Consider the following 14,186-nt stretch of genomic DNA (forward strand, 5'->3'; position numbering starts at 1 on the left):
TCCTGTAAAATATATTAATTACTTGTATGGCTCCTAATCGTATTATAGTGGAATTACAGAAAAATAAAACAGAAGCTTTTCAAAAGTTCTGTTGGAGGGAGAGTAACCATGGAACCCGTAACGTTTGTATTATTTGGTGCTACCGGCGATTTAGCCAAAAGAAAAATATATCCTGCCCTATACAATTTATTCGTTGATGGAAAGCTTCCGGAGGCCTTTTCTCTTATTGGTCTCGGGAGACGGGATTGGACCGACGAGTTCTTCCAATCGAATATCGAACAGTCTCTCCGCCAATTCTCCAGACGCGAGATTCAAGACACGGCTTTGATGCAATCGTTCATTCGAAAATTCCGTTATACGGTGCTCGACATCGGCCGTACGGATGATTATAAGAAATTGCTGGGCATTATCGAGGAGCGTGAGAATGCTCTGCAGCTTCCGCCTAACCGGATGTTCTATTTATCGGTAGGTCCGGAGTACTTCGCAACGATCGCTTCGAATATTGCGGAGAGCGGTCTTGGCTCCGCTGCAGGCTGGAAACGCCTGGTCATCGAAAAGCCGTTTGGCCATGATCTGCAATCGGCCCGCGATTTGAATGAACAGCTGAGCAAATCTTTTGCCGAAGAAGAAATTTTCCGGATTGATCATTATCTTGGCAAACCCATGGTTCAGAACCTTGAGGTTCTGGAATCAGCGAACCCGATCATACAAGCTCTGTGGAGCAACCGATATATAGCAAACGTACAGATTACCGCAAGCGAAACGGTTGGCGTCGAAGAGCGCGCGGGGTATTACGACCATGTTGGAGCCATAAGGGACATGTTCCAGAACCATATGCTTCAAATGCTGATGATGCTGGCCATTCATCTTCCGCACAACAGCTCGCCGGAGGATGTAAGGAAACACAAGAAACAAGTCATGGAATCCCTGATTCCTCTATCGAAATCGGAAATAAGCGCCAATGTTATACGCGGACAATATGCTTCCGGTTCGATCGGGGGTAATCCGGTAAAAGGCTACCGTTCCGAGCCGGGCATTGCCGCCAGCTCCATGAACGACACTTACATTGCGGCGAAGCTGCAAGTGGATGATTATTTCTGGCGAGGAGTACCGTTCTATATCCGGACCGGTAAAAGGCTTCAGGAGAAATCAACCCGCATTGTGGTGGAGTTCAAGGAAGCTCTGCATCAAACTTCAACGGCGTCGCTTGGCGGAGCGCCGAATCTCCTTCTCATTGAGATCAACCCGAACGAAGGCATTATGCTGCAGCTCAACACGAAGGAGAACGGCGAGCTGAAGCCGGTTCAAATCCAGCTGCACGAGAGCAGCAAGGATATACCCGAGGCTTATGAGAACCTGATCTTCGATGCGCTGGTCGGCAATCCAACCTTTTTCGCGCATTGGGATGAGGTGGAGCTTGCCTGGTCTTGGGTACAGCCTATTCTAGACGCATTCCATGAAAACCTCGTTCCACTCGCTTCTTACGAAGCAGGCTCTAATGGACCGGCGGAGGCTGACGCTATGTTAGCCGCAGACGGATTCCATTGGTGGTTTGATTCGAAGGAAAATACAGTAACGAAACGGAAGGATGAAGAGTATGCTTACTAAACTGGACATTGATCAATTATCCATCGATACGATCCGAACGTTGTCGATCGATGCAATCAACGCCGCGAATTCCGGTCATCCGGGGCTGCCGATGGGGGCGGCTCCGATGGCATACGCGCTGTGGGGCAAGCATTTGTCCCATAACCCTGCAAATTCCAAATGGTTCAATCGCGACCGCTTTGTTTTATCGGCCGGTCATGGATCCGCGTTGCTGTACAGTCTTCTGCACTTGACGGGGTACCAGGTTTCCATCGAGGATCTGAAGCAGTTCCGCAAGCTGAACAGCAGGACGCCGGGACATCCTGAATACGGTCATACGGACGGCGTAGACGCTACTACGGGCCCGCTTGGTCAAGGGATTGCGAACGCGGTTGGCATGGCGATGGCCGAAGCGCATTTGGCCGCCAAATACAACCAGGAAGGCTTCCCGGTTGTGGATCATTATACGTACGCTCTTGTTGGAGACGGCTGCTTGATGGAAGGTATTTCCTATGAGGCGATGTCGATGGCTGGACACATGAAGCTGGGTAAACTAATTGTACTGTACGATTCGAACGATATTTCGCTCGACGGCGAGCTTAATCTGTCGTTTGGGGAAAATGTTCGCAAGAGAGCAGAATCCGCGCAGTGGGAATACTTGCGTGTAGAGGACGGCAATGATCTTGCCGCTATTACCGAAGCGATTGAAAAAGCGAAGCAAAGCGTTTCTCAACCAACCATCATCGAGATCCGTACAATCATTGGTTACGGCAGCAAGGCTGCGGGTACTAACAAAGTACACGGAAATCCGCTTGGCAAGGAAGAAGCGGTCGCAACAAAAGCGGTTTACGGCTGGCAGTATGAAGAAGAATTCACGGTGCCGGAAGAAGTTAAAGCTCATTTTGCCGAACTGAAAGGGCAGGGTGCTGCGAAAGAAGCCGCTTGGAACGAGCTGGTTGCATCATACACGGCGCAATTCCCGGAGCAAGGCAGCGAGTTTGAGCAAGTGCTGAACGGCACGTTCAAGCTGGACGCTGCCGACATTCTGACCTTCGACACCTCGAAATCCATCTCGACTCGCGTGGCGAGCGGCGAAGCGATTAATCATTTCGTGAAAATCGTACCTTCGATTTTCGGCGGCAGCGCCGATCTGTCCCACTCGACGATGACGGATATTCGCGGTGAAGGCAAGTTTGCCGTTGATTCCTACGCGGGCCGCAACGTTTACTTCGGCGTACGCGAGCATGCGATGGGGGCGGCCGGCAACGGTATGGCGCTGCATGGCGGCGTAAAACCTTTCGTAAGCACCTTCTTCGTCTTCAGCGACTATCTGCGTCCGTCCGTTCGCCTTGCAGCGCTGCAAAAGCTGCCTGTCACATACGTGTTCACGCATGACTCCATCGCGGTTGGGGAAGACGGCCCTACTCATGAACCCGTCGAGCAGCTGGCCGCACTCCGTACAATCCCCGGTCTGACGGTTATCCGTCCTTCCGATGCGAATGAGACGGCAAGCGCATGGGCTTACGCCTTGCAGCACCAGGAAGGTCCGGTAGCGTTGATCCTGAGCAGACAGAACCTGCCGATCTACGAAGAAACAAAAGCTAATGTGGATGACGTTGCAAAAGGCGCCTACATCCTGACGGAGACAAATAGCCAGCCGGATGTCATTCTGATTGGTACAGGCTCAGAGGTATCCCTTGCGGTTAACGCGAAGAAAGAGCTCGAGCAAGAGAACATTTCGGTTCGCGTTGTGGCTATGCCTAGCCGTGAGCTGTTCGACCGCCAGTCCGAAGACTACAAGCAAAGCGTTCTTCCCGATTCGGTAACGAAGCGGATTGCGATTGAAGCAGGCATCTCGCTTGGCTGGGAACGTTATGCCGGCAAAGAGGGCAAAGTATTGTCCATCGATACGTTTGGCGCATCCGGTCCGGGCACAGCGGTTATGGAACACTTTGGATTCAGCACGCAAAATGTAGTAAAATTAGCTAAAGAATTTAACTAATAATATTATTCGGAGGTTGTTCATAATGAAATTATTCATCGATACAGCAAACTTGGAAGATATTAAGAAAGCCTACAAAATCGGCGTATTGTCCGGCGTAACGACAAACCCGTCGCTGGTTGCCAAAGAAGGCGTTAAGTTCGAAGACCGTATTGCCGAAATTTTGCGCGAAGTACCGGAAGTAGAATCGGTATCCGCCGAAGTTACGCCTGATGCGCTCACAGCGGAAGAAATGATTGCGCAAGCTGACGAACTCATTAAAATTAACAACTACGATAAAAATATTACAATCAAGCTGCCTATGACTTTGGCAGGGCTTGAAGCTTGCCGTTACCTGACGAAAAAAGGGGTTAAAACAAACGTAACCCTGATCTTCACGGTTAACCAAGCGCTTCTTGCTGCGCGCGCGGGCGCGACTTACGTATCTCCGTTCCTTGGCCGTCTGGACGATATCTCGGAAGATGGCGTTCAATTGGTCGCGAAAGTTGCCGAGCTGTTCCGCGTTCACAACCTGGATGCTCAAATTATCGCGGCGTCTGTCCGTCACCCAGACCATGTTACCCGCGTAGCGATGGCTGGCGCGCACATTGCAACGGTTCCGTTCTCGGTAATCGAGCAAATCTCGAAGCATCCATTGACGGATCAAGGCATGGAAAAATTTGCGGCAGACTGGAAGAAAACGACTCAACAATAATCCATATAGAAGGAAACACGCCAATCCCGGGATTGGCGTGTTTTTTTCATTTCATAGGCAAGGAAACGGTTAATCAATGATAACTTCTTTATTCGGATTGTGGAGATACTCGAACATCAGCTGGACTTGTTCAAGCGTATTTCGTTCGATGGAAAGCTCGGGCAGCTCGTCGATGCCGAAGAAACCGACATCGCTTGTTTCCACGCCTGCTGTTGCTTCTCCGCCAATGATCTCGCACAGAATAAACATTTTATAGACATGATAAGGGCTAGGCGGGTGGTTATGGAATTTCTTGTCGAGTACAGCCAAGAGACGTACGGCAGCGGTATCGAACCCGGCTTCTTCTTGCGTTTCCTTGACGGCGATTTCCTTTGGGGAATACCCCATATCGCTCCATCCGCCAGGCAGGGACCAACCGCCGTCTATTTTTTCCTTAACTAATAAGAGCTTGTTATCTCGGAAAACTACCGCGCGGATATCGGTTTTCGGTGTGGCGTAGCCCTTGTCGCTGGCGAAAGCAAGGACGATTTGCTCATGGCTAACGGAGGTGTATTCAGCCAAAATTTCGATACTCATCCGACGCAGCGCTTCATAACGCTCGATATCGTAAACATCCTTTGCGTAAGTTAACCCGGTTTGCGCGATAGCTTGCATTTGTTTAGCCCACTCTAACCATTTTGGTTCCATTTACGGAAATACCTTCTTTCTGTTTTTGGTCTATGCGTTAAGAAACTGTAAATGAGATTAACGGCTTGCCTTTATCCTTATATAATAAGGGAAAAACCTGGAGAGGAACAATCGACTTGAAGCCTTTATTCGAAGTATTGGCCGTATCATTCAAACTTGGCTGCACATCGTTTGGCGGTCCTACCGCGCATCTTGGTTATTTCCACAATGAATATGTGAAGCGCCGCCGTTGGATGGATGAACGCAGTTATGCCGATCTTGTCGCCTTAGCGCAGTTTCTCCCCGGCCCTGCGAGCAGCCAGGTTGGCATTGGCATCGGAATTTTGCGAGCTGGATGGCTTGGAGGAGTCGCGGCATGGATCGGGTTTACGATGCCTTCGGTTATCCTTCTTGTCCTGTTTGCTCTACTCATGCAAGGATTCGATATCGGCAATTCCGGTTGGATCCACGGTTTGAAAATTGTAGCGGTTGCGATTGTTGCCCAAGCGGTATTAAGCATGGGACAAAAGCTTGCGCCGGACCGGAACAGGGCGACTCTGGCGATCTTGGCTGCGGCTGTCACTTTATTGTGGCAGACTGCCGTAAGTCAGATTCTGATCCTCCTGGCAGCAGGAGGAATCGGCTATCTGTTGTACAGACAAGCTGAAGGAACGGAAACGAGCCTTACAGTGCCGGTACCTATCAGCAGACGTGCGGGAATGCTTTGTCTCGGTTTTTTTCTGGTTCTGCTAATCGGTCTGCCGGTTGTAAGGCAGCTCGTCGGAGGAGAGGGCTTGCTGGCCTTGTTCGAAAGCTTCTATCGCTCAGGCTCGTTAGTCTTTGGCGGCGGTCATGTGGTGCTGCCGCTGCTGGAGCGGGAAGTCGTGCCTACGGGTTGGATGAGCAAAGCGGATTTCTTGGCCGGTTACGGTGCCACGCAAGCTGTTCCCGGACCGTTATTTACGATAGCCGCTTACCTTGGCGCGATGATAAGCGGCGTGAAGGGGGCGCTAGTGGCAACGGTAGCGATTTTCCTGCCGGCTTTTCTGCTTATGGCCGGGGCGCTGCCGTTCTGGAGCACGCTTCGTCACAATGCTAAGGTGCAAGGCGCACTGGCAGGCGTTAACGCGGGGGTAGTAGGCATCTTGCTTGCCGCTCTGTATAATCCGTTATGGGTTACGGCCGTAAGGGAACCTCAGGATTTTGTGCTGGCCTTGCTGCTGTTCGGCATGCTTGTTTATTGGAAGCTGCCGCCATGGGTCGTTGTGCTCGCGGGGCTGACGGGAGGTTGGCTGCTGGGGTATATTTGAGAATTATTGCTTTAATTGTGTAACTCCATTCGGCAAGTTGAGTGGGGTTACATATTTTTTTTATTACAAATAAAGGATATCCCTAAGCGTTTAACGAACATACATTCTGATCAGAGTGACTGAAGGGATGAGGGAAATCATGACCGATATTACGATTTCATTTGGCAAAGAAGAAGAAAGCACCTACATTCGGAACAAACTAATCGAGTTTAACGCAAAGCACGTTCCGGAACATTTAAGTTCACGCTATGAAGAGATCAACTTAACGTTGAAGGACGAGAACGGCAGCATTATCGGAGGGATGTTGTCCACCCTTTGCTGGAACTGGATCGAAGTCGAAATCTTGTGGATTGACGATTCAAAGAGAGGTAATGGACTAGGGACGCAACTGTTGAGTCGGATCGAGCAGATTGCAAGAGAGAAGGGCTGCACGTTTATTAAGCTAAACACGTTCAGTTTTCAAGCTCCTCTTTTTTATCTCAAGCATGGTTATGTCCAGGTGGCCGTGTTCGAAGAGGCGCCAATCGGAAGCAATCATTATTACTTTAAGAAAACCATTGCATAGAGCAGGAGGCGTCATATGAGCGTTCAGCGCGTACCTGAAAAATGGGACAAGGAACAGCTTCTTCATTTGTCTAATATCTGTACTGGTTTTGAGTTTGGAGAGATTACCGAATGGTCCTGCAAATCGATTGGCCAGGAAAACAAAAACTTCGTAACGGACGGAGTCTATCGCATAGCGGGAACAAGCGAAAACAATGACGGTGAGCGTCGCTCATGGTCCTTTATTCTAAAAATCGTTATTCCAGATCCGATACGGGATGACCCCGCACATTATAATTATTGGCGGCGAGAAAGCTTAGTTTATGGTTCAGGTTTACTTGAGCATGTACCTTCGAATCTATTAACTCCCAAGTGTTACGCCATTGACAATAAAGATGACGGCTCCATTTGGTTGTGGATGGAAGATATGGGGCAGGAAGAGAGGCCATGGAAGCGTGAGGATTACGGCTATGTAACGGAAAAGCTAGGCGAGATACAAGCCGAGTATCTGCTTGGAAAGCCCCTTCCGGAATTCAAATGGTTAAACCGGCATTGGATGCGATCGTGGCTGCATGAATGCGAAAAATACCGCTATGAACCTGATGCTGACAATACGCGGATATTGCTATCGGATAAAAGAGCGGCAGCAATATTGGACCAATTTCGTCATTTTAAACCTTGGATCAATGATTGGCTGACTGCACTTGAACGGCTTCCTCAAACATTTTCCCATCAGGATTTTTATGAACAGAATATCATCCGGAATGATGCACGCCGGCGTGAAGGAAAGCTAACTTTGATCGATTGGCAGTTCGCAAGTATTTCAGGGGCGGGTGAAGATATAGGACGGTTCTTGGGTTTAGGTCTAAGTCGCGGCCATATACCGGTTGATCGGTTTATGGAGTATCGAGAGTTATTTATTTCTTCTTATATTAGCGGGCTAAGAAAAGTCGGATGGCAGGGGGACGCAGAGCTTGCTCGTTTTGGTTATTTTGCTGCGTTTTCATTACGCTCGGTGTGGGAAGTTCCGAAGATGCTCAAGAAGCTGGTGCAAAATCCAGACTCAACGGAAACCAAAAAATGGATGACCATTACGGAAATGCAGATGAAAACCGCCGTTGAAGCCGAAGGAATACGGGGCAGATTAGTAATTTGCTAAATTGGAAATTTAGAACGATCTGGCTGCTAAGTGTAAGCAATTAAATAAGCTGTTTGATGATGAATCTAACATTCAAAGGAGCTTCCAGCGATGGAGGCTTTTTTTTGCGTTCTCAAATATGGAAGAATCGCACTCGTTAATAAAAAAATCAAGATTTTGATGTCGGATTCGTTAGGATTGCGTAGGTATTCCATATAGTTGTCTACACAGCATGTTATCTAACCTAACACCTTGTCCATCAAAGAGGTGCATCGTAAGGGGGGGATTGCGTTGATTGATTTTCAGCAAGTGGAGAAGCATTTTGGCGATTTTCATGTGCTTAAAGGCATCGATCTTCGTATCGCTCAGGGAGAAGTCGTCGTTGTGATCGGACCTTCCGGATCGGGGAAGAGTACGCTCCTGCGCTGCATCAACCGGTTGGAGTCGATCACGAGTGGCCGTCTGATTGTGAGCGGAGTTGACGTCACCGACAAGAAAGCCGACATTAACAAGCTTCGGCGGGAAATCGGCATGGTGTTCCAGCACTTCAATCTCTATCCTCATAGGAAAGTGATCGACAATATTACGCTCGCTCCAATGAAGGCGCTAGGCGTGCCGAAGCAGCAAGCGATGGAAACGGCCAGAATGTATTTGGAGAAAGTTGGCATCGCCGACAAGGCGGGAGCGTTTCCATCGCAGCTGTCAGGGGGACAACAGCAGCGTGTAGCAATCGCAAGGGCGTTAGCTATGACGCCCAAGATTATGCTCTTTGACGAGCCAACCTCCGCGCTCGACCCGGAAATGGTCGGAGAAGTGCTGGACGTCATGAAGACCTTGGCGCACGAAGGGATGACGATGGTCGTCGTTACGCACGAGATGGGTTTCGCAAGGGAAGTGGCGGACCGCGTCGTCTTTATGGACAAAGGGCAAATCGTCGAAATTTCTCCGCCGGAGGAATTTTTCGAACAGCCCCGTGAAGAAAGGGCGCGTTTGTTTCTCAATCGCGTGCTGCACCATTAACGGCCTGCGCGCGAGCAAACCATATGCCCATGTTATCCCAATTGGAGAGGGGAATTAAGCGATGAAGAGAAAAAGTTGGATGGCGTTTGGCTTCGTACTGATGTTTCTTTTTACAGTCTTATTAACCGGTTGCGGCAATAATGAAGGAGGGGGCGGCAACGGCGCAGACGGGAATTCGCCGTCGGAAGCATCGTCGGCGCTGGGCGATATCAAGAGCCGAGGGAAGCTCGTTGTTGGCGTCAAGTACGATACGAAGCTATTCGGTCTGAAGGATCCGGCGAGCGGCAACGTCGAGGGGTTCGACGTCGATATCGCGAAAGCGCTCGCCAAGGAAATTCTCGGCGACGAGAACAAAATCGAGCTGAAGGAAGTCACTTCCAAGACACGCATTCCGATGTTGAACAACAAGGAGATCGATTTGATCGTCGCCACGATGACGATTACGGAGGAACGCAAGAAAGAAGTCGATTTCTCCGATGTGTACTTCAAGGCAGGCCAGTCTCTTCTGGTGAAGAAAGGAAGTCCGATCAAGAGCATCGACGACATAAAGAAAGGTACGAAAGTATTGGCCGTGAAGGGATCAACCTCGGTCGACAACATCAAAGCAAAAGTGCCGGACGCGACCATCCTCGAGTTCGATAACTACCAGGACGCGTTCAGCGCGCTCAAAGCGGGTCAGGGCGATACGTTGACGACCGATAATGCGATTCTGTATGGCATGGCCGTTCAGGATCCCAACTATGAGGTAGTCGGAGAGCCGTTCACCGACGAGCCTTACGGCATCGCGATCAAGAAGGGCGCAACCGATCTTCTGAACAGCGTCAATGAAGGATTGAAGAGGCTGCACGACAATGGCGAATACGACAAGATTTACGAGAAATGGATCGGCAAAGCCCCATCCGGGGAATAGAGGTTTGCAAACAACAGGATGGGTGGCCAAGCGCCACCCATCTTCTGCATATCGGGAATAGCGGGAGGGGATAGCATGCCGGACTTATCGATTTTTACTGACAATTTCGATATCTATATGAAAGGGTTTGGCAACACGATTTGGGCGAGCATCATCGCTTTACTCGGCAGCTTCGCTCTTGGAACGATCATTGCCGTATTCCGTATTTCATTCGTCAAGCCGCTCGTATGGATCGGGACGGCTTACGTCGAGTTCGTTAGGAATATACCGCTGCTGCTGGTCGTTTTCGTGTTTTATTACGGTTTGCCATCATTAGGCGTGACGTTAAGCGGATTCATCTGCGGCACGGTCGGACTTATGGTATATACCGCCTCCTTCGTTGCCGAAGCAATTCGGGCGGGCATCATGAGCATTCCGGCCGGACAGACCGAGGCGGCCAGAGCATCGGGATTGACGTACTTGCAGACGATGCGGAATGTCGTGCTACCGCAGGCGATTAAAATCGTCATTCCGCCGCTCAGCAACCAATTCATTAACCTCGTGAAAAACTCATCGATTCTAGGCGTCTTCGCCGGATTCGACCTGATGTATTATGGCGATCAAGTCGCCAGCAAAACGTACGCAACCTTCGACACCTATATCTTCGTCGCGGCTTTGTATCTCGTTTTGACCCTTCCTTTAAGCTTCGCTGCGCTGCGTCTCGAGCGAAAATTGGCCAAGAACGAATAGATTGCGCAAGCAGGAATGCCGCGAAACTTGCGAATAACTTTTAGGAGGAACGGTGGATGGACATTGCTGGCGCTTTCTCTTACCATAATCTCATCTTTATACTGAAAGGCTTCGGCATCACGCTTTGGGTTGCATTCATCGCGATCGTGCTGAGCTTTGTACTTGGCAGCATCGCCGGAACGCTGCGGTATATGAATATTCCCGTTATATCACGCATCATCGGGGTGCTCGTCGAGTTTATCCGTAATTTGCCTCTTTTGTTGATATTGTTTTTCACTTATTTCGCAATGCCGGACGTTGGTCTCAAGCTGGGGGTCATGAGCTCGGCCATCGTCGGATTGACGGTATTCGAAGCCGCGATGATCTCGGAAATCGTGCGCAGCGGACTTAGCTCGATCCCGAAAGGTCAGGTGGAAGCCGCCCGTTCGTCGGGTCTCACTTATACGCAGACGGTCTGGCATATTGTTCTCCCGCAGGGATTGAGGAGAATGGTGCCGCCGATCGTAAGCCAGTTCATCTCTTTGCTCAAGGATACGTCGCTAGCTATCGTCATTTCCCTGCCTGAGCTGATGCACAATTCAAAAATCGTCATCGCGCAAAATTTCAATTATACCCTGCCTATTCTCGCATTGGTGGCCGTTATGTATTTTGTGGTCAATTACGCGCTGTCGCTTGCGGCTAGACGCCTTGAAAATAAATGGGGCTAACAGAGTTCAGATCCCGATGGGAGTCATTCCTATAGCCATTCAAAATTGGTCGAAATCCGAAAGCATGCAAATAACCGTCGTCGCCATCGTCGTAGCGGTTGCCGGCGAATTCAAGATCAACCCGTTCATCGGCGAGGTCTTTCGCATCGGTCTTGGCAGCAGTGCCTTTCTGTTCCTGCTACTTTTGATGAGCCATCTGCCTTATTGGCGGACGGGAATCGCAGCAGGGGCAACGGTGCTGCTGTTCCGGGTAACGTTCGACGGTGCCGCCTCTTCTGGAGCCTTCTTTCTTCTCCACAGCATTAAAACGCACTTCTCCGCCATGCTCTATTACATGGTCTTCGGGGCCGGAATGGTTATCATTCGACGCAGATTGCAACAATTGAATCCGCTTATTTTAGGGGCGTGCGTGTCGTTGATCGACGTTGTTTCCAATGAAGCGGAGCTGCTTATGCGCAGCTTTGTCTTTGGACTGCCGCATTTACAATCCAATCAGTGGATGTTGATTTCGGTTATTGCGGTGGTGCGCAGCTACTTTACGACAGGCATTTACAGCAGTATCGCCGTGCATCAAATGCGAATCATTCACGCTGAACAACAGAAACGGATGGAACAAATGATCAATGTAGGCAGCGGACTCTACGGCGAGGTCTTCTATTTGCGCAAATCAATGGATGTACTCGAAAAGATTACCGCTAAGAGCCATGATCTTTACGGTCGACTGAACAAGGAAGGATTGAACGATTACGGCCGGACCGTGCTCGGAATTACCCAACAGATTCACGAGGTGAAGAAGGATTCGCAGCGTATCCTGGCAGGACTGATGAAGCTGTTCGACCTGGAAAACGCCCAGGAGATGACCTTGTCAGAGGTTGTTGAGCTTGTGGCAAAGTCGAACGGAGAATACAGCCGGATGTTGAAGAAAGAGGTGCGGATCGAGATAGACGTCGGTATCGATTACCTAACCGCCCATTACATCCCGCTTATTACCGTTCTTAACAATTTGGCGGCCAACTCGGTCGAAGCGATTGATCGGCATGGATCGATTGGCATTCGTGTATGTGAACGCGAAGAAGACACTTTGTTTATCGTGAGCGATACGGGGACGGGGATCACCGAACAAGATAAGGATATGGTATTCGAGCCTGGGTTTACGACCAAATTCAATCAGGAAGGAGTCGCGGCAACCGGAATTGGCCTCTCGCATGTTCGCGATATCGTCAGCTCATTCACGGGAAGACTATTCCTGACGGGGCGGGACACTGAGACCACATTCACCGCGGTTATTCCAACCGATCAGTTGAAGAAGGGAGTGTAGGCGCATGTTATCGTTCTGTATTGTCGACGACGATGCGGTAAGCAGGCGGATGCTGCAGACGATTATCGAGAAGGGCGGCGTCGGCGATGTGGTCGGAATGGCGGCGGGCGGCGTTGAAGGGAAACGGCTTGTGCTCAACGAGAATCCCGATGTCGTCCTCATCGACCTATTGATGCCGGACCAGGATGGAATCGAAACGATCGAACGCCTGAAACAGGAAGGGTACGAAGGGAAGTACGTTATGATTTCCCAGATCGAGAATAAAGAAATGATCAGTAAAGCGTACCAAGCGGGAATTGAATTTTATATTCAGAAACCGATTAACCGGGTGGAAGTCAAAGCCGTGCTTGGCAAAGTAAGCGAGCAATGGCGAATGGCCCGTTATCTGAAGGAAATAAAACAATCGATCGCGAAGCTGGATGACCTGAATCCGGATCATTCGGGCATGCGGAAGAAGCACGATGCCAAAGAAATCATTCGGATGATTTTAATGGACATGGGCATTATCGGGGAGAGCGGAAGCCAAGACATCATCGAGATGATGTCTTGGTTGATCGGACGGCATCAAGACGCGGGTTTACCCCCACTGAAAGTGTTATACGAAATCGGAGCCCGGTCGAGCAGGCCGGAAGGCGGCGATATGGAGAAGGAAGGAAAGGCGGTCGAGCAGCGCATTCGCAGGACCGTCATAGCTGCTTTATCCAACTTAGCGAGTATTGGACTCACGGATTACAGCCACCCGAAGTTCGAGCATTACGCACCGCTTTATTTCGATTTCGAGGACGTGCGAATCAAAATGCGAGAAATCGACGAAAAATGCCCACAGGAGAAACGTAAAGTCAATATCAAGAAATTTCTTCAAGTGTTATACCTTGAAACGCTTGATAAAATGAAAAATCAGTAAACAAGTCTGTGCAATGAGTTAACGTAATATTCCCCGATTAAGCTTCGCTCCGAATACGAAGAACATTAGAAGAAATAGCAAACGTTAAACGAGCAGTAAATTATTACCGGTTGAAATCTAAAATCTATTAATGCTATATTATTACTCCAGCCGCAAGAAACAAAAGGCTTGGAACAATAGTAACATCATTAACTATAGTAGAATTACAAAGATGAAAGAAATGCTTGACGCAAAAAACAATAACGTGATAAGATATGAAACGTTGTTGCGAAAAACAAATTGTTCTTTGAAAACTGAACAACGAGCGAAACTGCCCCGTTAGAAATAACGGAAAAGCGATTTTTTAAATGAATGAGCAAGTCAAACACTTTAATGGAGAGTTTGATCCTGGCTCAGGACGAACGCTGGCGGCGTGCCTAATACATGCAAGTCGAGCGGACTTTGCCTTCGGGTAAAGTTAGCGGCGGACGGGTGAGTAACACGTGGGTAACCTGCCCATAAGACTGGGATAACATTCGGAAACGAATGCTAATACCGGATACGCGAAACGGTCGCATGACCGAATCGGGAAAGGCGGAGCAATCTGCCGCTTATGGATGGACCCGCGGCGCATTAGCTAGTTGGTGGGGTAACGGCTCACCAAGGCGACGATGCGTAG

The 14,186-nt window shown here is 49.6% G+C and carries 13 protein-coding genes and 1 rRNA gene; 13 read left to right on the forward strand and 1 reads right to left on the reverse strand.

Going from position 1 to position 14,186, the window contains the following annotated elements; genetic code table 11:
• The first annotated feature begins 108 nt into the window (after window positions 1-108).
• The 3 genes from zwf to fsa are packed head-to-tail and all read left to right on the forward strand — an operon-like array spanning window position 109 to window position 4,283.
• Complete coding sequence (zwf, locus tag EV294_RS07075; RefSeq protein WP_132305125.1) at window positions 109-1,608, forward strand: glucose-6-phosphate dehydrogenase; 1,500 nt, start codon at window positions 109-111, stop codon at window positions 1,606-1,608.
• Window positions 1,598-3,589 carry a transketolase gene (gene tkt / locus EV294_RS07080; RefSeq protein WP_132305127.1) on the forward strand — a complete coding sequence of 664 codons (1,992 nt, stop codon included), beginning with the start codon at window positions 1,598-1,600 and terminating at the stop codon, window positions 3,587-3,589. The genes zwf and tkt overlap by 11 nt, the downstream gene beginning before the upstream one ends.
• Window positions 3,590-3,614: 25 nt before the next feature.
• Window positions 3,615-4,283 carry a fructose-6-phosphate aldolase gene (fsa, locus tag EV294_RS07085; protein ID WP_132305129.1) on the forward strand — a complete coding sequence of 223 codons (669 nt, stop codon included), beginning with the start codon at window positions 3,615-3,617 and terminating at the stop codon, window positions 4,281-4,283.
• 69 nt (window positions 4,284-4,352) lie between these two features.
• On the opposite strand, the gene EV294_RS07090 is transcribed toward fsa, so the two are convergent.
• Window positions 4,353-4,970, reverse strand: a complete 618-nt coding sequence (locus EV294_RS07090) for an NUDIX hydrolase (RefSeq protein WP_132305131.1) — start codon at window positions 4,968-4,970, stop codon at window positions 4,353-4,355.
• A gap of 116 nt (window positions 4,971-5,086) precedes the next feature.
• Here EV294_RS07090 and EV294_RS07095 point away from each other — a divergent pair, with 116 nt between their 5' ends.
• From EV294_RS07095 to EV294_RS07140, 10 genes are all read left to right on the forward strand, one after another.
• On the forward strand, window positions 5,087-6,259 hold the full coding sequence (locus EV294_RS07095) for a chromate transporter (RefSeq protein ID WP_132305133.1): 1,173 nt from the start codon (window positions 5,087-5,089) through the stop codon (window positions 6,257-6,259).
• 139 nt (window positions 6,260-6,398) lie between these two features.
• On the forward strand, window positions 6,399-6,824 hold the full coding sequence (locus tag EV294_RS07100; protein ID WP_132305135.1) for a GNAT family N-acetyltransferase: 426 nt from the start codon (window positions 6,399-6,401) through the stop codon (window positions 6,822-6,824).
• A gap of 15 nt (window positions 6,825-6,839) precedes the next feature.
• Complete coding sequence (locus EV294_RS07105) at window positions 6,840-7,961, forward strand: phosphotransferase (RefSeq protein ID WP_132305137.1); 1,122 nt, start codon at window positions 6,840-6,842, stop codon at window positions 7,959-7,961.
• Window positions 7,962-8,231: 270 nt separating this feature from the next.
• Window positions 8,232-8,960, forward strand: a complete 729-nt coding sequence (locus EV294_RS07110) for an amino acid ABC transporter ATP-binding protein (RefSeq protein WP_132305139.1) — start codon at window positions 8,232-8,234, stop codon at window positions 8,958-8,960.
• Window positions 8,961-9,021: 61 nt separating this feature from the next.
• Window positions 9,022-9,870, forward strand: coding sequence for a glutamate ABC transporter substrate-binding protein (locus EV294_RS07115; protein WP_243711570.1), 849 nt, complete (start codon window positions 9,022-9,024; stop codon window positions 9,868-9,870).
• A 75-nt stretch (window positions 9,871-9,945) separates the two neighbouring features.
• Window positions 9,946-10,599: an amino acid ABC transporter permease gene (locus tag EV294_RS07120; protein ID WP_132305141.1), complete on the forward strand. Its 654-nt coding sequence runs from the start codon at window positions 9,946-9,948 to the stop codon at window positions 10,597-10,599.
• Between the two features lie 56 nt (window positions 10,600-10,655).
• Entirely contained in the window at window positions 10,656-11,306 is a 651-nt protein-coding gene (locus tag EV294_RS07125) for an amino acid ABC transporter permease (RefSeq protein ID WP_132305143.1), read from the forward strand.
• A 16-nt stretch (window positions 11,307-11,322) separates the two neighbouring features.
• The gene (locus tag EV294_RS07130; RefSeq protein WP_132305145.1) at window positions 11,323-12,624 is read left to right on the forward strand and encodes a sensor histidine kinase; all 1,302 of its coding nucleotides are present in this window, start codon (window positions 11,323-11,325) and stop codon (window positions 12,622-12,624) included.
• Window positions 12,625-12,628: 4 nt separating this feature from the next.
• On the forward strand, window positions 12,629-13,528 hold the full coding sequence (locus tag EV294_RS07135; RefSeq protein ID WP_132305147.1) for a response regulator: 900 nt from the start codon (window positions 12,629-12,631) through the stop codon (window positions 13,526-13,528).
• A gap of 369 nt (window positions 13,529-13,897) precedes the next feature.
• A 16S ribosomal RNA gene (locus EV294_RS07140) occupies window positions 13,898-14,186 on the forward strand; the annotation flags it as partial.

This window comes from Paenibacillus sp. BK033 (assembly GCF_004345425.1).
Taxonomy (GTDB): domain Bacteria; phylum Bacillota; class Bacilli; order Paenibacillales; family Paenibacillaceae; genus Pristimantibacillus.

Bases quoted from the DNA above. Each gene is read 5' to 3' on its own strand.
- zwf (WP_132305125.1), top strand. From the start codon at position 109: ATGGAACCCGTAACGTTTGTATTATTTGGTGCTACCGGCGATTTAGCC.
- tkt (WP_132305127.1), top strand. From the start codon at position 1,598: ATGCTTACTAAACTGGACATTGATCAATTATCCATCGATACGATCCGA.
- fsa (WP_132305129.1), top strand. From the start codon at position 3,615: ATGAAATTATTCATCGATACAGCAAACTTGGAAGATATTAAGAAAGCC.
- EV294_RS07090 (WP_132305131.1), bottom strand. From the start codon at position 4,970: ATGGAACCAAAATGGTTAGAGTGGGCTAAACAAATGCAAGCTATCGCG.
- EV294_RS07100 (WP_132305135.1), top strand. From the start codon at position 6,399: ATGACCGATATTACGATTTCATTTGGCAAAGAAGAAGAAAGCACCTAC.
- EV294_RS07105 (WP_132305137.1), top strand. From the start codon at position 6,840: ATGAGCGTTCAGCGCGTACCTGAAAAATGGGACAAGGAACAGCTTCTT.
- EV294_RS07115 (WP_243711570.1), top strand. From the start codon at position 9,022: ATGAAGAGAAAAAGTTGGATGGCGTTTGGCTTCGTACTGATGTTTCTT.
- EV294_RS07120 (WP_132305141.1), top strand. From the start codon at position 9,946: ATGCCGGACTTATCGATTTTTACTGACAATTTCGATATCTATATGAAA.
- EV294_RS07125 (WP_132305143.1), top strand. From the start codon at position 10,656: ATGGACATTGCTGGCGCTTTCTCTTACCATAATCTCATCTTTATACTG.
- EV294_RS07130 (WP_132305145.1), top strand. From the start codon at position 11,323: ATGGGAGTCATTCCTATAGCCATTCAAAATTGGTCGAAATCCGAAAGC.
- EV294_RS07135 (WP_132305147.1), top strand. From the start codon at position 12,629: ATGTTATCGTTCTGTATTGTCGACGACGATGCGGTAAGCAGGCGGATG.